Source organism: Streptomyces sp. SID13031, from assembly GCF_010548305.1.
Taxonomy (GTDB): Bacteria; Actinomycetota; Actinomycetes; order Propionibacteriales; family Kribbellaceae; genus Kribbella.
The window spans coordinates 455,837-473,707 of the sequence record NZ_JAAGLV010000004.1; the positions used below are offsets into that span (position 1 = coordinate 455,837).

14 protein-coding genes are annotated in these 17,871 nt (G+C 67.6%); 3 read left to right on the forward strand and 11 right to left on the reverse strand.

The genetic code is table 11. The annotated features are described in order from the left end of the window. Nucleotides 1-11: 11 nt before the first annotated feature. From pflB to G3I17_RS11960, 6 genes are all read right to left on the reverse strand, one after another. Nucleotides 12-2,270 (reverse strand): formate C-acetyltransferase, encoded by a 2,259-nt coding sequence (gene pflB, locus G3I17_RS11935; protein WP_164596020.1) that lies wholly within the window; start codon nt 2,268-2,270, stop codon nt 12-14. A 131-nt stretch (nt 2,271-2,401) separates the two neighbouring features. Next, nucleotides 2,402-3,232: a polyphosphate kinase 2 gene (ppk2, locus tag G3I17_RS11940; RefSeq protein WP_164596021.1), complete on the reverse strand. Its 831-nt coding sequence runs from the start codon at nt 3,230-3,232 to the stop codon at nt 2,402-2,404. Between the two features lie 9 nt (nt 3,233-3,241). Further along, nucleotides 3,242-4,957, reverse strand: coding sequence for a thiol reductant ABC exporter subunit CydC (gene cydC / locus G3I17_RS40670; protein WP_164596022.1), 1,716 nt, complete (start codon nt 4,955-4,957; stop codon nt 3,242-3,244). Next, nucleotides 4,954-6,579: a thiol reductant ABC exporter subunit CydD gene (cydD, locus tag G3I17_RS40675; protein ID WP_164596023.1), complete on the reverse strand. Its 1,626-nt coding sequence runs from the start codon at nt 6,577-6,579 to the stop codon at nt 4,954-4,956. Before cydD ends, cydC begins: the two co-directional genes overlap by 4 nt. Continuing rightward, complete coding sequence (gene cydB, locus G3I17_RS11955) at nt 6,579-7,595, reverse strand: cytochrome d ubiquinol oxidase subunit II (protein ID WP_164596024.1); 1,017 nt, start codon at nt 7,593-7,595, stop codon at nt 6,579-6,581. The genes cydD and cydB overlap by 1 nt, the downstream gene beginning before the upstream one ends. 11 nt (nt 7,596-7,606) lie before the next feature. Beyond that, complete coding sequence (locus G3I17_RS11960; RefSeq protein ID WP_164596025.1) at nt 7,607-8,992, reverse strand: cytochrome ubiquinol oxidase subunit I; 1,386 nt, start codon at nt 8,990-8,992, stop codon at nt 7,607-7,609. Between the two features lie 280 nt (nt 8,993-9,272). On the opposite strand from G3I17_RS11960, the gene G3I17_RS11965 reads away from it, so the two are divergent. Together G3I17_RS11965 and G3I17_RS11970 are read left to right on the forward strand one after the other, a co-directional pair. Further along, nucleotides 9,273-10,334, forward strand: a complete 1,062-nt coding sequence (locus tag G3I17_RS11965; protein WP_164596026.1) for an alcohol dehydrogenase catalytic domain-containing protein — start codon at nt 9,273-9,275, stop codon at nt 10,332-10,334. 359 nt (nt 10,335-10,693) lie between these two features. Beyond that, on the forward strand, nt 10,694-11,092 hold the full coding sequence (locus G3I17_RS11970) for a hypothetical protein (RefSeq protein WP_203590028.1): 399 nt from the start codon (nt 10,694-10,696) through the stop codon (nt 11,090-11,092). Between the two features lie 25 nt (nt 11,093-11,117). Here the strand turns inward: G3I17_RS11970 and G3I17_RS11975 are convergent, their stop codons facing one another. The 3 genes from G3I17_RS11975 to G3I17_RS11985 form a co-directional block, all read right to left on the reverse strand. Beyond that, nucleotides 11,118-11,738 carry a hypothetical protein gene (locus tag G3I17_RS11975; RefSeq protein WP_164596028.1) on the reverse strand — a complete coding sequence of 207 codons (621 nt, stop codon included), beginning with the start codon at nt 11,736-11,738 and terminating at the stop codon, nt 11,118-11,120. A 238-nt stretch (nt 11,739-11,976) separates the two neighbouring features. Then, the gene (locus G3I17_RS11980; RefSeq protein ID WP_164596029.1) at nt 11,977-12,792 is read right to left on the reverse strand and encodes a universal stress protein; all 816 of its coding nucleotides are present in this window, start codon (nt 12,790-12,792) and stop codon (nt 11,977-11,979) included. Continuing rightward, nucleotides 12,789-15,176, reverse strand: coding sequence for a phosphoketolase family protein (locus G3I17_RS11985; protein WP_164596030.1), 2,388 nt, complete (start codon nt 15,174-15,176; stop codon nt 12,789-12,791). Before G3I17_RS11985 ends, G3I17_RS11980 begins: the two co-directional genes overlap by 4 nt. Nucleotides 15,177-15,360: 184 nt before the next feature. On the opposite strand from G3I17_RS11985, the gene G3I17_RS11990 reads away from it, so the two are divergent. Next, the gene (locus G3I17_RS11990) at nt 15,361-16,248 is read left to right on the forward strand and encodes a universal stress protein (protein WP_164596031.1); all 888 of its coding nucleotides are present in this window, start codon (nt 15,361-15,363) and stop codon (nt 16,246-16,248) included. A 73-nt stretch (nt 16,249-16,321) separates the two neighbouring features. Here G3I17_RS11990 and G3I17_RS11995 read toward each other — a convergent pair whose 3' ends face one another. Continuing rightward, the gene (locus G3I17_RS11995) at nt 16,322-16,738 is read right to left on the reverse strand and encodes an STAS domain-containing protein (RefSeq protein WP_164596032.1); all 417 of its coding nucleotides are present in this window, start codon (nt 16,736-16,738) and stop codon (nt 16,322-16,324) included. A 176-nt stretch (nt 16,739-16,914) separates the two neighbouring features. Then, nucleotides 16,915-17,871: nitroreductase (locus tag G3I17_RS12000; RefSeq protein WP_164596033.1), on the reverse strand; the 957-nt coding region annotated here is incomplete at its 5' end.

Here is a 17,871-nt window from a genome sequence, read left to right on the forward strand (position 1 = left end):
GGCAGCCACTGCTAAAGCCCCGCGTGGAAGGTGCGGTTGATCACGTCGAGCTGCTGTTCACGAGTGAGCCGGACGAAATTGACCGCATAGCCGGACACCCTGATCGTGAGGGACGGATACGACTCCGGGTTCTCCATCGCGTCGAGCAAGGTCGCCCGATCGAGAACGTTGACGTTGAGATGGAAGCCACCGGCATCGACGAAGCTGTCGAGAACGCCCACCAGGTTGGCGATCCGCTCTTCCCTCGACCGTCCGAGGCCGGCGGGGGTGACCGAGGTGGTCAGCGAGATGCCGTCCCGTGCGGCGTCGTAGGGCAGCTTCGCGACACTGAGCGCCGCTGCCATCAGGCCGTGGTGATCACGGCCGTTCATGGGATTGGCTCCGGGAGCGAAGGGCTCGCCCGCTCGGCGGCCGTCAGGGGTGTTGCCGGTCTTGCGGCCGTAGACCACGTTCGAGGTGATCGTCAGCACCGACTGGGTGGGTTCGGCATCGCGATAGGTCTGCTGCGCGCGGATCTTGTCCATGAAGGTGTTCACGAGCCAGACGGCGATCTCGTCGGCCCGGTCGTCGTCGTTGCCGAAGGTGGGAAAGTCGCCATCGCACAGATAGTCGGTGACGAGACCGTTCGAGTCGCGGACCGGCCGCACGGTCGCGTACTTGATCGCTGCCAGGGAGTCCGCCGCCACCGACAGACCGGCGATCCCGCAGGCCATCGTGCGATGCACCGGATAGTCGTGCAAAGCCATCTCGAGTCGCTCGTAGGCGTACTTGTCATGCATGTAGTGGATGACGTTCAGCGCATCGACATAGGTCTGGGCAAGCCAGCCCATCGTTTCGTCGAGCCGGCGAAGGACGTCGTCATACCGGAGGATTTCGCCGCTGACCGGCGGGGTCGTGGGCGCGACCTGCGCCCCGGTGACCTCGTCACGACCACCGTTGATCGCGTAGAGCAACGTCTTCGCGAGGTTGACCCGGGCTCCGAAGAACTGCATCGCCTTGCCCACGGCCATCGCCGAAACGCAGCAGGCGATCGCCGTGTCGTCGCCGTACCTCGGCCGCAGTAGCTCGTCGCTCTCGTACTGAATGGCGCTGGTGTCGAGCGAGACCTGCGCCGCGAAGGCCTTGAAGCCCGCGGGGAGGTCCGGTGACCAGAGAACAGTCAGGTTGGGTTCGGGGGCCGTGCCGAGGTTGTAGAGCGTCTGGAGATACCTGAAGGAGGACCTGGTGACGAGCGGCCGGCCGTCGGAGGCGATGCCACCGATGCTTTCGGTCACCCAGGTCGGGTCCCCGGAGAACAGGGCGTCGTACTCCGGGGTGCGCAGGAACCGGATGATGCGCAGCTTGACGATCAGCTGGTCGATGAGTTCCTGAGCCTGCGACTCGTCGATCAGGCCCGCTGCGAGATCACGTGCGAGATAGATGTCGAGGAACGTCGAGGTGCGGCCGAGCGACATCGCCGCGCCGTTCTGCTCCTTGGTGGCGGCAAGGTAGGCCAGGTAGAGCCACTGGACCGCCTCGTGGGCGGTCTCCGCCGGCCTGGTTACGTCGCAGCCGTACGAAGCGGCCATCGTCACGAGCTCGCGCAGCGCTTTGATCTGCTCCGACAGTTCCTCGCGGTCCCGCACGACGTCCGCGGTCGAGCGACGCTCAGCCAGGGTCGCCTTCGCGGCCTCCCGGTCGGCGATCAGCCGGTCAACGCCGTACAGGGGCACCCGGCGGTAGTCGCCGACAATCCGGCCACGGCCGTACGAATCCGGCAGACCGGTGATGATGGATGAACGCCGTGCCGCCCGGATCTGCGGCGTATACGCGTCGAAGACTCCATCGTTGTGGGTCTTGCGATACTCGGTGAAGGTTTTGCGGACCGCTGGGTCCAGCTCATAGCCGTAGGCACGCAGGCCCGCCTCGACCGTCCGCAGTCCGCCGTTCGGCATGATCGCCCGCTTCAGCGGTGCATCGGTCTGCAGACCGACGATCAGTTCGTCGTCCCGGGAGATGTACCCAGGCGCGTGGCTGGTGATGGTCGACGGAGTCTGCTGGTCGACCGCGAGGATGCCCCGTGCCCGTTCCTCCGGGAAGAGGCTGGACACCGCCTTCCAGAGCCGCTCGGTTCGCGCGGTCGGTGGCTCGAGGAACGAGCCGTCGCCCGGGTACGGCGTGAGGTTGGCGGTGATGAACTGCGCGACGTCGATACGCTGCTGCCATCCGTGCCCGCCGAAGCCACGCCAGGCGCTGTTTTCAGTCGTCGTGCCGCTGTGCTGAGTCGTCATGGTGAGGTGATCCCCTCTCTGCTTCCAGCATCACGAGCAGACAGGGGGCGTCGCAGAGTCTTAGGTCCCTGATGACCCAGGACGATTCTTGACGAGACGGCGTACGCCCGTCGGCATCCGAGATCCGGCGGTCAGTGCATCCGCAGGGTTGCGGCATGGTCGGGGACCTGGGTCTGCATCTCCCGCGGTGTCCGCTGATAGCCCTTGGACGGAGGCCGCGGCGGCAGCTCGAGTGGCGGACGCTGCACCTCGGAGTACGGGATGGTCGAGAGCAGGTGCGCGATCATGTTGATCCGCGCGGATCGTTTGTCCTCGCTCTCGACCACGGACCACGGTGCCTCCGGGACGTCGGTATGGATGAACATCTCGTCCTTCGCCCGGGAATAGTCCTCCCAGCGTGCGATCGACTCCAGGTCCATCGGTGACAGCTTCCAGCGGCGCATCGGGTCCTCGAGGCGGCTGCGGAAGCGATTCTCCTGCTCGTTGTCGCTGACCGAGAACCAGTACTTGCGGAGCAGGATCCCGTCCTCGACCAGGAGCCGCTCGAAGATCGGGCACTGGTGCAGGAACCGGGTGTACTCCTGCCTCGTGCAAAAGCCCATCACGCGCTCGACACCGGCCCGGTTGTACCAGCTGCGGTCGAACAGGACGATCTCGCCGGCGGCCGGTAGGTGCTCGATGTAGCGCTGGAAGTACCACTCGGTGCGCTGCCGCTCGGTGGGTGCGGGCAACGCTGCGATCCGGGCGACGCGCGGGTTGAGGTACTCGGCCACCCGTTTGATGGTGCTGCCCTTGCCGGCGGCGTCCCGGCCCTCGAAGATCACCACCACGCGAGCCCCCTCGGACCGGACCCACTCCTGCAGCTTGACCAGCTCGGCCTGCAGCCGCAGCAGTTCCCGCTCGTAGAGCTTCTTCGGCATCCGGTCGACGCCCTTGCCTGCCTTGTCCTGGTCGCGCCTCATCTGCCGACCCTACCGATCGTCGTCCTGGGAGCCGGCGAACTCTCGCGTTCCGGGCCGCAGGATGTCGAGGGGGCGGCCGCGGCGAAGTACTTGGCCGTGGCTCAGGACGATGATCTCGTCGAGGTCTTCCAGGCCGGCCAGGCGGTGGGTGACCAGGAGGGTGGCTCGGCCGCGGGTGGCGGTGAGGATGTCTCGGGTGAGTTCTGCTGCAGTGGCCTCGTCGAGGTGGGCGGTGGGCTCGTCCAGGAGTAGGACGGCGGGGTCGGCGAGGAGGGCTCGCGCCAGGGCCAGGCGCTGGCGTTCGCCGCCGGAGAGTTGGCCGGCCCGTTCTCCGACGGTGGTGTCCAGGCCGTGCGGCTGACGGTTGACCCAGGACGCGAGCCGGGCCTGGCGCAGAGCGTTCATCAGTTGGGTTTCGGTGGCGTCGGGTTTGCCGACGAGCAGGTTGTCGCGGATGGTGGTGTCGAAGAGGTGGTCGTCCTGGGCGCAGACCACCACCTGACGCCGGAAGGCGTTCTCGTCCAGCTCGGTCAGTGGGATGCCGCCGTAGGTGACCGTCCCGCGTTCGGTGGCGAGGAAGCCTGCGAGCGCGGCGATCAGGGTGCTCTTGCCGGCGCCGCTCTCGCCGACCACGGCAACCCGGCGGCCAGGGGGCAGACTCAGGCCGATGTCGCGCACGGTCGGCTGTGCGGCTCCCGGCCAGCGAGCGCTCGCACCGGCGATCTTCAGGGTGTGACCGATCACATGTTTGTTGCCCCAAGCAACCGAAGGATGTGGCAGATCCCCGAGTGCACGCAGCCGGTCGACGGCCCGCAGGCCATGGACGAGATGTCTGGCTGCGGTCGGCAGCGAGTTGGTCAGCTCGAACGCGGCCAGCGGGGTCAGTGCGAGTACGGCCAGCTGTACTCCGGGTAGGCGGCCCTCGCGGACGGCCTGGATCCCGACGAGCAGTTCGCCGACCACGGTCAGCGCCAGCGCTCCCGCGCCGATGGAGGCGCCGGCACCTGCACCGGCGGCGGATCGCCGGGCCAGTGAGGTTAGTTTGCGGTCGTGGACTCTGATTCGCTCGAGTGCCGGTCCGGCCGCACCGAAGGCGATCAGTTCAGCGGCACCGGTCAGCAAATCGTGGACCGGGTCGGCCAATGCGGCCCGCGCCGGAGCGAGCTGGCGTTCGGCCCGTCCAGCGACAGACAAGGTGACTGCCGGAGCGACCACCCCCGCGACCAGGAGTCCGAGAAGGAGGACGAGCCCGGCGGCCGGAAGTAGCGCGCCGAGCAGTACTACGGTCGCAGTACCGGTGATCAGGGCGACCGCGATCGGCAGGACCGCGCGGACGAGGAGGTCCTGCACGGCTTCGACGTCGCCCACCAGGCTGGCCAGGACGTCGCCGGAGCGGAGTTTACCGAGTCCGGCCGGTGCGGCTCGGTCGAGGTCGAGCCAGGCTTGGACCCGGGTCCGGGCGAGGACGCGGAAGGCGGCGTCGTGGCCGACCAGGCGTTCGGCGTACCGGAGCGCGCCGCGGCCGATGCCGAAGGCGCGGACGGCGACGATGGCGACGGTGAGGTAGAGCACCGGCGGTTGCTGGGCCGCACGGGAGATCAGCCAGCCGGAGGTTGCCATCAGGCCGATGGAGCAGCCGAGGGCGAGCGAGCCCAGTACCGCGGCCGCAACGAGCCGCCAGGCTTCGGGCCGCGCGATCCGGAGGAGCCACCGCAGAGAGCTCATACCGGAACCTGCGCGGGGGCCAGGTCGATCACGTGATCGCAGAGGCTCAGCAACCCCGCGCGGTGGGTGACGAGTACGACGGTCCGCCCGGCGAAGGCCGTCGGCAGCGTGCTGAGCAGATCGTGCTCGGTCTCGGGGTCGACGCCCTCGGTGGGTTCGTCGAGAAGCAGCAAGGGAGCATCAAGCAGCAGGGCTCGGGCCAAGGCGATCCGGCGGCGCTGTCCGGCGGAGACACCGTTGCCGCGTTCACCGATCACCTTCTCCAGCGGTACGTCGACCCTTGCGGCACCGGCCGCTCGCCGTACGGCATCCTCATCGGCGTACGGGCGTCCGAGCCGGATGTTCTCGAAGACGGTGCCGGCGAACAGCACCGGATCCTGGCTGAGCCAGGCGACTTGCGACCGCCACACGTCCAGGTCGGCCGTCGCCAGGTCGGTGCCGCCGACGACAACGCGGCCGCCCTCGAGTTCGGCGAAACCCAGCAGAACCGCGAGCAGGGTGGACTTGCCGCAGCCGCTGGGCCCCACGACTGCCGTCACCTGTCCAGCCGGAATCGTCAAGGAGAGCCCGTCGAGCGACGGGCCGTCACGATCCGCGGCGGCGACCACGACCTTCTCGACCTCGATCGTCCGGGAGGCATCGACGGATCCGTGGCCGGTCTGGGGAACCTCCCTGTCGAGCACTGTGAAGACCTGCTCGGCGGCACCCAGGCCTTCGGCACTGGCGTGGTAGTGCGCGCCGAGCAGGCGCAGCGGCAAGTAGGCCTCGGGTGCCAGGATCAGTACCAGCAACGCTGTCTGGAGGTCGAGTCGGCCGTCGACGAGACGCAGTCCCACTGAGACGGCCACGAGCGCGACCGACAGGGTTGCGAGTAACTCCAGTACAAGTGAGGACAGGAAGGCGATCCGCAGTGAGGCCATGGTGGCCTTGCGTTGCTTGTTTGCCAGCCTGTCGATGGTGGCGACTTGTGCTCGTGAGCGGCCGAAGGACTTCAGGGTTCCGAGTCCGGCAAGTACGTCGAGGAAGTGGTGGGCGAGGAGTTGGAGGGATGCCCACTGCCTGGCCATCAGTTGCTTGGTGGTCAGGCCGACCAGGATCATGAAGATCGGGATCAGTGGCAGGGTGACGACGACGATGGTGGCGCTGAGCCAGTCGGCTGCGAACATCTGGCCGGCCACCACCAGCGGCACGAAGCACACCAGTACGAGTTGCGGTAGGTAGCGGGAGAAGTAGTCGTCCAGGGCGTCGATGCCGCGGGTTGCCAGGGTGGTCAGTTCGCCGCTGCGTTCGCAGGTCAGCCAGCGTGGGCCGAGTCGCACCACCTGGTGGAGTAGTCGCATCCGGAGTTCGGATTTCACGGCCGCTGAGGAGTGGTGGGCGACTACTTCGGCGACCCAGGCCAGGCCGGCGCGGGCGATCAGCGTGACTGCGAGCAGCGTGAGCCGGCTGCCGAGGTCGCCCAGTCCGGCGCCGTGGAGGAAGGCGTCAGTGATGATCGAGGCCAGCAACCATGCCTGGGCGAGGATCACCACCGCCTGGCCCGCGCCGATCGCGACCGACAGCGCGAGGAAGATCCGGGTGGCCTTCGCGTAGCGCAGCAGTCGCGGATCGATGGCGGGCATCAGTTGGTGACCTTGTGGGCGGGAACGGGGAAGTCGGCGCGGCCGAGTCGGGCGCGGAAGACCCAGTACGTGTAGCCCTGGTAGAGCAGCACCACAGGGGTGAAGATGACCGCGACCCAGGTCATGATCTTCAGCGTGTACGGGGTCGAGGCGGCGTTGAGGGTGGTCAGGCTGAACGCGGGGTCGGTTGTCGAGGGCAGCACGTTCGGGTAGAGCGTCGTGAACAGGGTCGCGGTGGCCAGTGCGATGGTGGCGGCGGTACCGAGGAACGCCCAGCCTTCCCGGCCGAACCGGGAGGCGGCCAGTCCGCCGACCAGGCAGAGCGCGGCGGCCAGCGCGAGGGTCCAGGTGATCCAGGAGCCGTCGAGGGTCTGTGTCCAGCCGAGGAACGCCGCGGCTGCGACGACGGCCCCGATGCCGAGCGGTGGTACCACCTTGAGTGCTCTGTCGTGCACTTCACCGTGGGTTTTCAGGGCGAGGAAGATCGCGCCGTGCAAGGCGAAGAGCAGCAGCGTGGTGATTCCGCCGAGCAACGCGTAGGGGTTGAGCAGGGTGAGGAAGGTGCCGGCGTATTCGTGGTCGGCGCCCATCGGGACTCCACGCACGATGTTGGCCAGCGCAACGCCCCAGAGCAGGGCTGGTACTGCGCTGGCGCCGACGATGACGATGTCCCAGCGGCGGTGCCAGGTCGGGTCGTCGATCTTGCCGCGGTACTCGAGTGCGATGCCGCGGAGGATGAGCGCGACCAGAATGATCAGCAGGGCGAGGTAGAAGCCGGAGAACAGCGTCGCGTACCAGAACGGGAAGGCTGCGAAGGTCGCGCCGCCGGCGACGAGCAACCAGACCTCGTTGCCGTCCCAGACCGGGCCGATCGTTCGCAGCGTGACCTTGCGGTCGATGGCGTCGCGTCCGACGATCGGCAGCAGCATGCCGACGCCGAAGTCGAAGCCCTCGAGGACGAGGTAGCCGGTCCAGAGGACGGCGATGAGCAGGAACCAGATATCGGTGAGTGCCATCGGTGTGTTCCTCAGTACAGGAAGGCCGGTTCAGCGGCCTCCGGGTCGGACGAGTCGGCCTCGGCGGGCACCTCGCGGGCGAAGCGGAGCAGGAGGAACACCTCGACGATCGCCAGTGCCCCGTACAGGAGGGTAAGGACGATCAGGGAGGTCAGGACGGTGCCGGCGCCGACGCTGGGGGAGACGCCGTCGCGGGTCTGCATCAGGCCGAAGACGATCCATGGCTGGCGGCCCATCTCGGTGAAGATCCAGCCGAAGCTGTTGCCCAGGAGGGGCAGCAGCGGGACGGCGAGGGCCGCGCGGATGAGCCACTTGCTGGAGCGAGGTCTGCGCAGACGCCACAACGCCAGTAAGGCGATGGCCGCGGCCAGGACACCGGACAGGATCATGAACCGGAAGGTCCAGTAGGTCAGCGGCACATTCGGTGTGTATGACCCCGGGCCGAACCGTTGCTCGTAGGCGGCCTGGAGGTCGTTGATGCCTTCGACTTTGCCGGTCGTGGTGCCGGTCGCGAGGAAGGACAGGCCGTGCGGGACCTTGAGTGACCAGACCTCCTTGCTGCCGTCGAGCGAGCCGATGGTCAGGAGGGAGAAGGGTGCCGGTGCGGATGTCTCGTAGAGCGCTTCGGCCGCGGCCATCTTCATCGGCTGGGTCTCGGTCATGATCTTGGCCTGGATGTCACCGGTGACCAGTAGCGCGGCGGCTGCGACGAGGGTCGTGATCGCACCCAGTTTGACGGCCGGCCGGAAGAGTGCGGTGTGCTCGCCAGGGCGACGGAGCAGGTGCCACAAGGCGATGCCCAGCATGAACGCGCCGCCGGTGAGGAAGCTCGCCGCGATCGTGTGCGGGAAGGTCACCAGCGCGACCTTGTTGGTGAGCACGGCCCCGAAGTCGTGCAGCTCGGCGCGGCCGGTCGCCTGGTTGTAGGTGTAGCCGAGCGGCCACTGCATCCAGGAGTTGGCGGCCAGGATGAAGTACGCCGACAGTTGGGTGCCGATGGCAACGAGCCAGATCGAGGCCAGGTGCACCTTCTTCGGCAACCGGTCCCAGCCGAAGATCCACAGGCCGAGGAAGGTCGACTCCAGGAAGAACGCGAGCAGCCCCTCGATCGCCAGCGGCGCTCCGAAGATGTCGCCGACGAACTTCGAGTAGTCGCTCCAGTTCATCCCGAACTGGAACTCCTGGACGATCCCGGTCACCACGCCGATCGCGAAGTTGATCAGGAACAGTTTTCCCCAGTACTGCGTCATCCGCCGGTACTTCTGGTTCCCGGTCCGGTACCACGCGGTGTGCAGCCCGGCGACCAGCGCGGACAACCCGATCGTGATCGGAACGAACAAGAAGTGGTAGACGGTGACAATCCCGAACTGCCACCGGGCAAGGTCTATGGCATCCATACTCCCGACCTTCCCAGCCAGTGGTCCGCGACCCCCAGTGCCGAAGGTCCCCGGTTGGCGGGACCTCCGGCCGGCCGGCCAGCGTGGACGATCGCGACCGGGCAGCCGGCGTGTCCCCTGGTGTTGCAGCCGCGGTCCGGACTCGTCGCCAGGGGTGAAGGGCCTGTCCGGAGGCGACGAAGGTCCTGCTGGGCTGGTGCGGTTCTGCCCTGCCGGGTGACGGCGAAAGAAGGGACCGTCGAAGTGACAGCGAACGTCAAGCTATGGAGGTCGACCGACCATGAAGGCACTTGTCTACAACGGACCCGGGCAGCGGAGCTGGCGGGAGGTGCCGGATCCGGTGATCCAGGATCCGGACGATGTGATCGTGCGCGTCGATGCCGTCAGTATCTGCGGCACGGACCTGCACATCCTCAAGGGCGACGTACCGACCGTCGACCGCGGCCGGATCCTCGGACACGAAGCCGTCGGCACGATTCTCGAGGTGGGCGAAGGCGTCCGCGGCGTGACCCCGGGCGATCGGGTGCTGGTCTCGTGCATCACCTCGTGCGGCCGGTGCGAGTACTGCCGGGAGGGCCGGTACGGCCAGTGTCTGGGAGGCGGCGGCTGGATCCTCGGCCACCTGATCGACGGGACCCAGGCCGAGCAGGTCCGGGTGCCGTTCGCGGATCGGTCGGTCTACAAGTTGCCGGACGGTGTGAGCAACGAGGCCGCGCTGCTGCTGGCCGATATCCTCCCGACCGCGTTCGAGGTCGGGACGCTGGCCGGTCAGGTCGGCCCCGGTGACACGGTCGTCATCGTCGGTGCCGGACCGATCGGGCTCGCAGCGATCACCACCAGCAAGCTGTTCAGTCCGTCGAGCGTGATCGTGGTCGATTCGTCCCCGGCGCGGCAGAAGGCCGCGCTGGATCACGGTGCCGATCTGGTGTTCGGTCCGGATGACGATGTGGTCGCCACGGTCCGGGAGCTGACCGGAGGGCTCGGTGCGAACGTCGCGATCGAGGCCGTCGGCGTACCGGCGACGTTCGAGCTGTGCACCCAGGTGATCCGGCCAGGTGGCCGGGTCGCGAACGTCGGCGTCCACGGCGCCCCGGTGACGCTGCATCTGGAGGAGCTCTGGATCAAGGACGTCACCATCACCACCGGGCTGGTCGACACTTCGACGACGCCGCGGCTGCTGGCCATGCTGGCCGCGAGCAGGTTGTCGATGCCGGGGCTGATCACACACCGGTTCGGTCTGCACGAGATGCAGGACGCGTACGACGTGTTTTCCCGTGCGGGGGAGACAGGTGCGCTGAAGGTGGCGCTGTTCAGCGACGAGTCGAAGGATCTCGAGGCCTGACGATCATGGTGCCGTCCGGTCACGACCGCGACGAGCTGCTCCGCGCAGCCGTCGCGGCACCCTCGATGCACAACACGCAGCCCTGGCGGTTCCGGTTCGCCGGATGCGTGACCGAGGTGCACCGCGATCGGGACCGGGAGCTTCCAGCGGAGGATCCGGACCGGCGGACTGGCTGCGCGCCGGCCAGGCCATGGAAAGAGTGTGACCACTGGAGCGCGGCTGTTCGGCGTGCTCGGAGGGTGCTCCGGCCGTAGGCTGAGGGGGCGGTCGTGCCGCCGGCTGTCAGCGTGAGGAGCGAGTTCAGGGCCTGCACGGCAGAAGACGTTGCCGATGAGAGGAACCTGATGGATGAGCGACCCGTGCCTTCAGAGCGAGCCGATGAAGGTTCAGGTGGGGCCGATGGGCGCGAGCACGAGGCAGACGAGCGAGAGGCTGCGCTGGACTCGCGGGAGAAGGCTGTCAAGGCGAAGGAGTCCGCGCACGAGGGCCGTGAGCAGGAGACTCAAGCCATCCTTGATGCCGCGGATGAGCGGGACGAGCTGGCCGAGGAGCGCGATGCGGTCGCCGATGAGCGGGACAAGGCGGCCAGCTTGCACTCGTTCCTTCGTGATGACGACTACGGCCCTGTGCACAAGGCACGGCTGTCTGCCGGTATGGATCGGTCGGATTCGAAGGGCGACCGCACCTCGGCGGCCGATGATCGCTCCAAGCTGACCCAGGACGGCCCGGAGCAGTCCGAGCCCGACGACGAAGGCTAAAGCAGCTCATCGCCGGCTCGGAACGCTATCGGCTGTATCGCTGGACCCATTCGGTGGTGCGGTCGCGGGTTCCGCGTCCGACCCAGGTGGCGAGGTCACCGATGATGGGGCGCGCTCCGAGCCGGAACGTCTCGGCTGTGGTGAAGTGCTCAGTGAACGGATGCGTCGTCATGCGGTAGTCGGCCATGGCTCGAATGATGTTCCGCTCGGCGGGCTGCACTTTGTCGTAGGTCGACTCGACCACTTGTAATACCTGCGCCCCGAGGCGCAGGTGAGACGGCAGGCGGTCCAGGCCGGCCAGCGTCCGGCCAATCTTGAGGAACCTGACGCCGCGCGCTTCGAACCGGACGAGATACAGCAAATCGCGCGCTGTGGGCTTGATAGCGGTTGATGGCCGCCAGGGCTCGTCGCCGCAGTTCATGCACTGTGGCGGTGCTACCTCGCCGGTCTTGTTGTCCAACCGGTACCGCTGCCGGCGGGGCACGATCTGTCCACATCGCAGGTGGCGCAACCACCTCGACGAGATGTGCGTTGCACGTCCTCCCGGGTTCAGCAGGTTGTGCTGCGCTTGGGCCACAAACTCGAAGCCAGCGGCCAGATCCATGGCTCGTACTTCGTCCTCCATGACCTGCGCCCACTTGTGCATTGGTCCGTCCTTGCACCTCCCACACGGCAGGCGCTGGCTTCGGTGCACTGCGGTGCGGTGCCCGCAGGTCTGGCATGTCAGTAGGTCTACTGGGAACCCGGCGACCTGCTGCGCGCGCATTCCCCGCGTGCACGCGGGGCAGTACGTGACGCAGGGATAGAAGGCCCCGCTGCAGTCGATGGCAGACGCGGATCGCTTGCAGCCCTGACAGGTCGTCATAGGGCCATGATCGCGGTGTTCAGCGGACTACGGCGACCGGGCAGTCTGAGTGATGCAGTACGGCTTGGCTGACCGATCCGAGGAGTAGGCCGGTGAAGCCGCCCCGGCCCCGGGAGCCGACGACCACGAGCTGCGCGTCGGCCGACAGACGGAGCAGCTGCTCGGCCGGGTGACCGACGACCCGGTCGATCGTGATCGGTGGTTCGTCTGGTACCCGGTCGGCGGGTGAGACGAGTTCTGAGGACAGCTCGACATGGTGGCTACAGCCGGGCGACCGGACGGTGACCAAACGGATGCTCAGTCCGTGGCGGCGAGCGTAGTTGCGACCGAAGTGGAACGCCGCGGTGGAGGCGGGTGATCCGTCGTACCCGATGACGACCGTGCTGCCTGCGGGAGCGTCGCGCTCAGGACGGACGACGACGACCGGGCAATGGGCGTAGGCCGCGAGATCAACGCCAGTGGAACCGACCAGGATGCTGAGCGCCGGCCCTATTCCTCGGCTGCCGACCACCACCAGGCCGGCGTCGCGGGATTGCTCACCCAGTACTGGGAAGGCGAGGCCGTCGACGACGGTCGTCTCGACGGTCACGTCGGGTTCGAGCTTGTGGGCGAGTTCAGTGGCCGTGTCAGCGATCTGCTGGGCTCCCGCGCGGAGCCCTGGTGCGAGCGGGCTGGGACCGAGCGGTACCCCGAAGAGTGGCCAGACGAAGGCGTGGACCAGGTGGAGTGGCACCTGTCTCGAGGCGGCCTCCGCGGCGGCCCAGCCAAGGGCTGTGTCGGAGGCCTCGGAGCCGTCGACTCCCGCTACTACGGGCAGTCGCCGGGTGGCAGTCATGAGGGATCTACGGGTGTGGGGGCCCATTGCCAGTCGCGTACTTCGGGGAGGTCTTCGCCGTGCTCGACGATGTAGGCGTGGTGCCTGGCGCGCTGGTCGGTGAGCCATTGGCGGGTGTCGACCGCGCGCTGGCCGAGGCCGGGGACGCGGTCGATCACGTCGATGGCCAGGTGGTAGCGGTCGAGGTCGTTGCGGACCACCATGTCGAAGGGGGTGGTGGTGGTTCCTTCTTCCTTGTACCCGCGGACGTGCAGGTTCGCGTGGTTGTGGCGCCGGTAGGTGAGGCGGTGGATCAGCGACGGGTAGCCGTGGTAGGCGAAGATCACTGGCTTGTCGGTGGTGAAGATGGCGTCGTACTCGGCGTCGGTCAGTCCGTGCGGGTGTTCCGAGGCGGGCTGCAGGCGCATCAGGTCGACGACGTTGACGACTCTGATCTTGAGGTCCGGGACATGCTGGCGCAGCAGACTGACAGCGGCGAGGGTTTCCAGCGTCGGTACGTCGCCGGCGCAGGCCAGTACGACGTCCGGGTCGCCGTTGTCGTTGCTCGCCCACTGCCATACCCCAAGACCTCTGGCGCAGTGCAGGACCGCGGACTCGTGATCCAGCCAGCTGGGCTGAGGTTGCTTGCCTGCGACAACGACATTGATGTAGCCGCGGCTCCGCAGGCAGTGATCCGAGACCGCCAGCAGGGTGTTGGTGTCCGGCGGCAGATAGACGCGGACGACCTCGGCCTTCTTGTTCACCACATGGTCGATGAAGCCCGGATCCTGGTGGGAGAACCCGTTGTTGTCCTGCCGCCACACGTGCGACGTGAGCAGGTAGTTCAGTGAAGGGATGGTTCGCCGCCAGGGCAGCGCGTTGGAGACCTTCAGCCACTTGGCGTGCTGGTTGACCATCGAGTCGACCAGGTGCACGAAGGCCTCGTAGCAGGAGAACCAGCCGTGCCTTCCGGTCAGCAGGTAGCCCTCGAGCCAGCCCTGACAGGTGTGCTCGCTGAGGATTTCCATCACGCGGCCGTCTGTCGCGAGGTGTTCGTCGGTCGGGAGTACCCCGGCGTTCCAGGCCTTGGAGGTGGCCTCGTAGACCGCGTCGAGGCGGTTCGACGCCGTCTCGTCGGGTCCGAAGACCCGGAAGTTCTGGTGGGCTGCGTTCGCCAGCATCACGTCGCGGAGGAAGGTCCCGAGCACCCGCGTGGGCTCGTGGGGTCCACTGCCCGGCTGCGGGACGTCGACGGCGTACTCCGCCAGGGCAGGCAGGTCGAGCGCTCGGGTCAGCAGTCCGCCGTTCGCGTGCGGGGTGGAGCCCATTCGGCGTTCTCCGGAAGGGACCTGGTCGGTCAGTTCGGCGACTGGCCGGCCGTCGGCATCGAACAGTTCCTCGGCTCGGTAGCTGCGCATCCACGTGTCGAGCAGCGTCAGGTGTTCCGGCGAAGTACGGACTGCTGTCAGTGGGACCTGATGGGCTCGCCAGGTGCCCTCGACCGGGAGGCCATCGACCTCTTGCGGACCGGTCCAGCCCTTCGGAGTACGCAGGACGATCATCGGCCACGGGCGGCGCGGCGTACCGGGGTTGGTGCGCGCCTCGGCCTGGATGTCGGCGATCTCGTCCAGTACTGCGTCGAGCGTCGCGGCGAGGGTCTGGTGGACGACGTCGGGATCGTGACCCTCGACCAGATAGGGCCGGTGGCCGTAGCCCTCGAGCAGGCTGGTGAGCTCCTCGTCGCCGATCCGGGCCAGGATCGCCGGGTTCGCGATCTTGTAGCCGTTCAGGTGCAGGATCGGCAGGACCGCGCCGTCCGTGCGGGGGTCGAGGAACTTGTTGGAGTGCCAGGACGCGGCCAGCGGGCCGGTCTCGGCCTCGCCGTCGCCGATCACACAGGCGACCACCAGGTCCGGGTTGTCGAACGCGGCGCCGTACGCGTGGCTGAGTGAGTAGCCGAGTTCGCCGCCCTCATGGATGGAGCCGGGCAGCTCGGGAGCGACGTGGCTGGGGATCCCGCCGGGGAAGGAGAACTGCTTGAACAGGGTCTGCATGCCGGCCGCATCGCGGGTCACATCGGGATAGGTGTCGGTGTAGCTGCCTTCGAGCCAGGTGTTCGCGGCGATCGCCGGGCCACCATGACCGGGGCCGATCACGTACATCATCGACAAATCACGCTGCTTGATCACCCGGTTGAGGTGGGCGTAGAGCAGGTTCAGACCGGGCGTCGTACCCCAATGGCCGAGCAGGCGCGGCTTGACGTGCTCGGCACGTAGCGGCTCGGTCAGCAGTGCGTTGTGCATCAAGTAGATCTGGCCGACCGACAGGTAGTTGGCGGCTCGCCAGTAGGCGTTGATCGCGTGCAGTTCGGCGTCCGCGAGGGGCTTTTCCAGCAGTTGACGCACAGTGACTCCGATCGTTGGAGCAGGACACCCTCAGCCTCGCCCCATTGCACTGGCCACCACACCGGCCATCAGTCCCGAGCCCAGGGGGTCTTTCGGCACTCATCGGGTGACCACGGGCTCTGCTGGCGGCCGGCGGTCGCGGGCCACGATCGGATCAGACTCCCCGAATCGGAAGGAAATCATCGTGTCCTCCACCACGCTGTCACCCGAAATCGTCCGCCCGGTGATCCAGGTCGGGATCGACGGCGCCTGGCGAGAGGCCGGCGCACTCGACTGGGCGCTGCACGAGTCCCTGCTGCGGCGCGAGCCGCTGCACGCTGTCCACGTCGTCGAGCAGAAGACCCAGCGCACTCGGTACTACGAGCCGGTCGTCATCGCTCAGACCGAGACAGACCTGGTCGAAGATGTCCGCGAGTGGATGAAGGCCAATGGTGGCGACCTTGACCACGAGGCGGCGCTGTCAGCGGGGTCACCTGTTGGCAGCCTGACGAACGCGGCGCAGGGGAGCCGGATGCTCGTGGTCGGCCGCCGGGGGATGGGGACTTTCAAGCGACTGCTGATCGGCTCGACGTCCGAGGCGGTCACGAGTCTGGGACAGGTGCCGGTGGTCGTGGTACCGAGCGGCTGGGCAGGCGCACTGGACGGTGCCCCGGTGATGGCCGCTCTGGACGACTCGGGGGAGAACGAGCCGGCAGTGGAGTTCGCGGTCGAACTGGCTGTCGAGCGGAACGTGCCGCTGCGGCTGGTGCACATCTGGGACCTTCCCGCCGTCTACGGCTGGGAAGGCGCCCCGATTGGCGTCAGGGAGGACGGGGCAGCCACCGCCGATCGGCACTACGAGGCCGTCGCGGACCAGTGGCGCCACAAGTATCCCGAGCTCGAGATTCAACTCGATGTCCGTCGCGGTCATCCGGTCGAAGGCCTGATGGATGCGGCCGAAGCCGTCCACGCTCAGCTGCTCGTCCTGGGCGGACGCCGTCGCCCGCACCTGTCGGTCATGCTGCTCGGCTCGGTCGTCCGAGGCGTCCTCCAGCACGCGACCTGCCCGGTCGCGGTGGTGCACAGCGCGTAGCCGGTCCTCGGCTAACGCACCGCCCGTCGTACGGGGGAGCAGACCACCGAGCGACGCGTCGTCGACGACCTTGTCACGACGTTGAACTGACCTGGTTCGGGACGCGTACCCGAGGGATGTTGGCGGTGTCGAGGGCCGCGATGACCTCGGGATGCTCGGCGGTGATCTGCAACTGGCCACCGCCGAGTGGGTGATGGCGCCAGATGTACTGCAGTGCGCGGACAGCGCCGATGCTGAGGTAGGTGCAGGCCGACAGGTCCACGGTCAGCATCCCGACGCGGACCGGCCAGACCGCGAGGAGCTCCGCTCGGAACGTTACCGCGGTCAACTGGTCGATCCGGCCGGTCGCCGCGACCGTGATCATGCCATCGGAGGTGGCTACTGTGACCCGGTTCAGCGGGTCTGGAAGGCCTGACGCCCCAGCCAGGACCGTGGCCGCGGCAAGGCCGATTCGTGGGGCTTCTGGCGACGACGGTTTGATGACGAGCATGTCCGCAGACTCCTTGTGGACGCGTTGGACGCGCCGCCAAGGTCTGGGGCAGCCGAGAAACAGACGCTACGCGCTGCACCTAGGCGACTGCAAGACGTCATGGGTGGTGAAGTCCCGTCGAGCCCCGACGCCCTCACAACCGACCTGGAGCCGACGAACCAGGCGATTGGCCGGGCTCATGCTGATATTCCGGTCTGGACGACGTCGGCCAGCGGCCGGCGATGGGTGGTGGCGTGCTGGGTGGTGTGGGCGAAGCGGATCACCATGTGGGTGAAGCCGGGTTTGCCGGTGAGCTTCTGGACGTCGACGCGGAGATCGTCGAACTCGAGCGGCTGGTTGAGGAACGACGCGGTCAGACCGTCCCGGGTCGCGGCGAGCAGGACATGCTCGAGAGCGATGCCGGCGACGAGCTGGTCGACTGGGCCGTCGCGGTCGGTGGACAGCACCGCGAGCGCCGCGTCGGCTTCGAACTTTGCGATCGGACGGGCGCGGTCGGCGGGCGGTGCGCCCAGGTTGCGGACCGGTGCCGGATAGTCGATCGGGCGCGGTCCGAGGACGCTGCTGGGCACGCCGTCGACGGCCCGCTCCCCGCCGACCCATTTGCTGCGCTCGGCGCTCCGCTTCCAGTCACCGATCTCGCGCAGGTCGACGTCGATGAGCATTGCCATCAGCTGCTTCGCGTCGGTCTGCTGGAGCCAGGTGAGCTCGGCGCCTTCGGCTGACGCGGCCTGCATCAGGCTGATCCTGGAGTCTGCGGCCGGCGGTGCCGGGCGGGCCGGGAGTCTGCTGGTGTGACGGCGGGCGACCTGGCGATAGAGCTTCTTCAGGTCCGGATCGACTTGCTGGGCGTCCTCGAGCACGATCCGCGCGACCAGGTCCGGTTCGCTGGGGTTCGGAGCGAGTCCGTAGCCGGAGCCGAGGTCCAGATGAGCTGCGGCACAGCGCAGGTTGAAGACCGCGGCGCCGACCGCGATCCGCATCGCCCGACCGGTCGGGTCTTCGGCGCGCAGGGCGCGGGAACCGTCGAGGAACACGTCGATGACCGTGCCGTTGACCTCGAAGCGCCACGGCTGGGTGTTGTGCATCGACGGTGCCGCTACCGCGGCGGCGAGTAGTACGTCGATCTGTTCCAT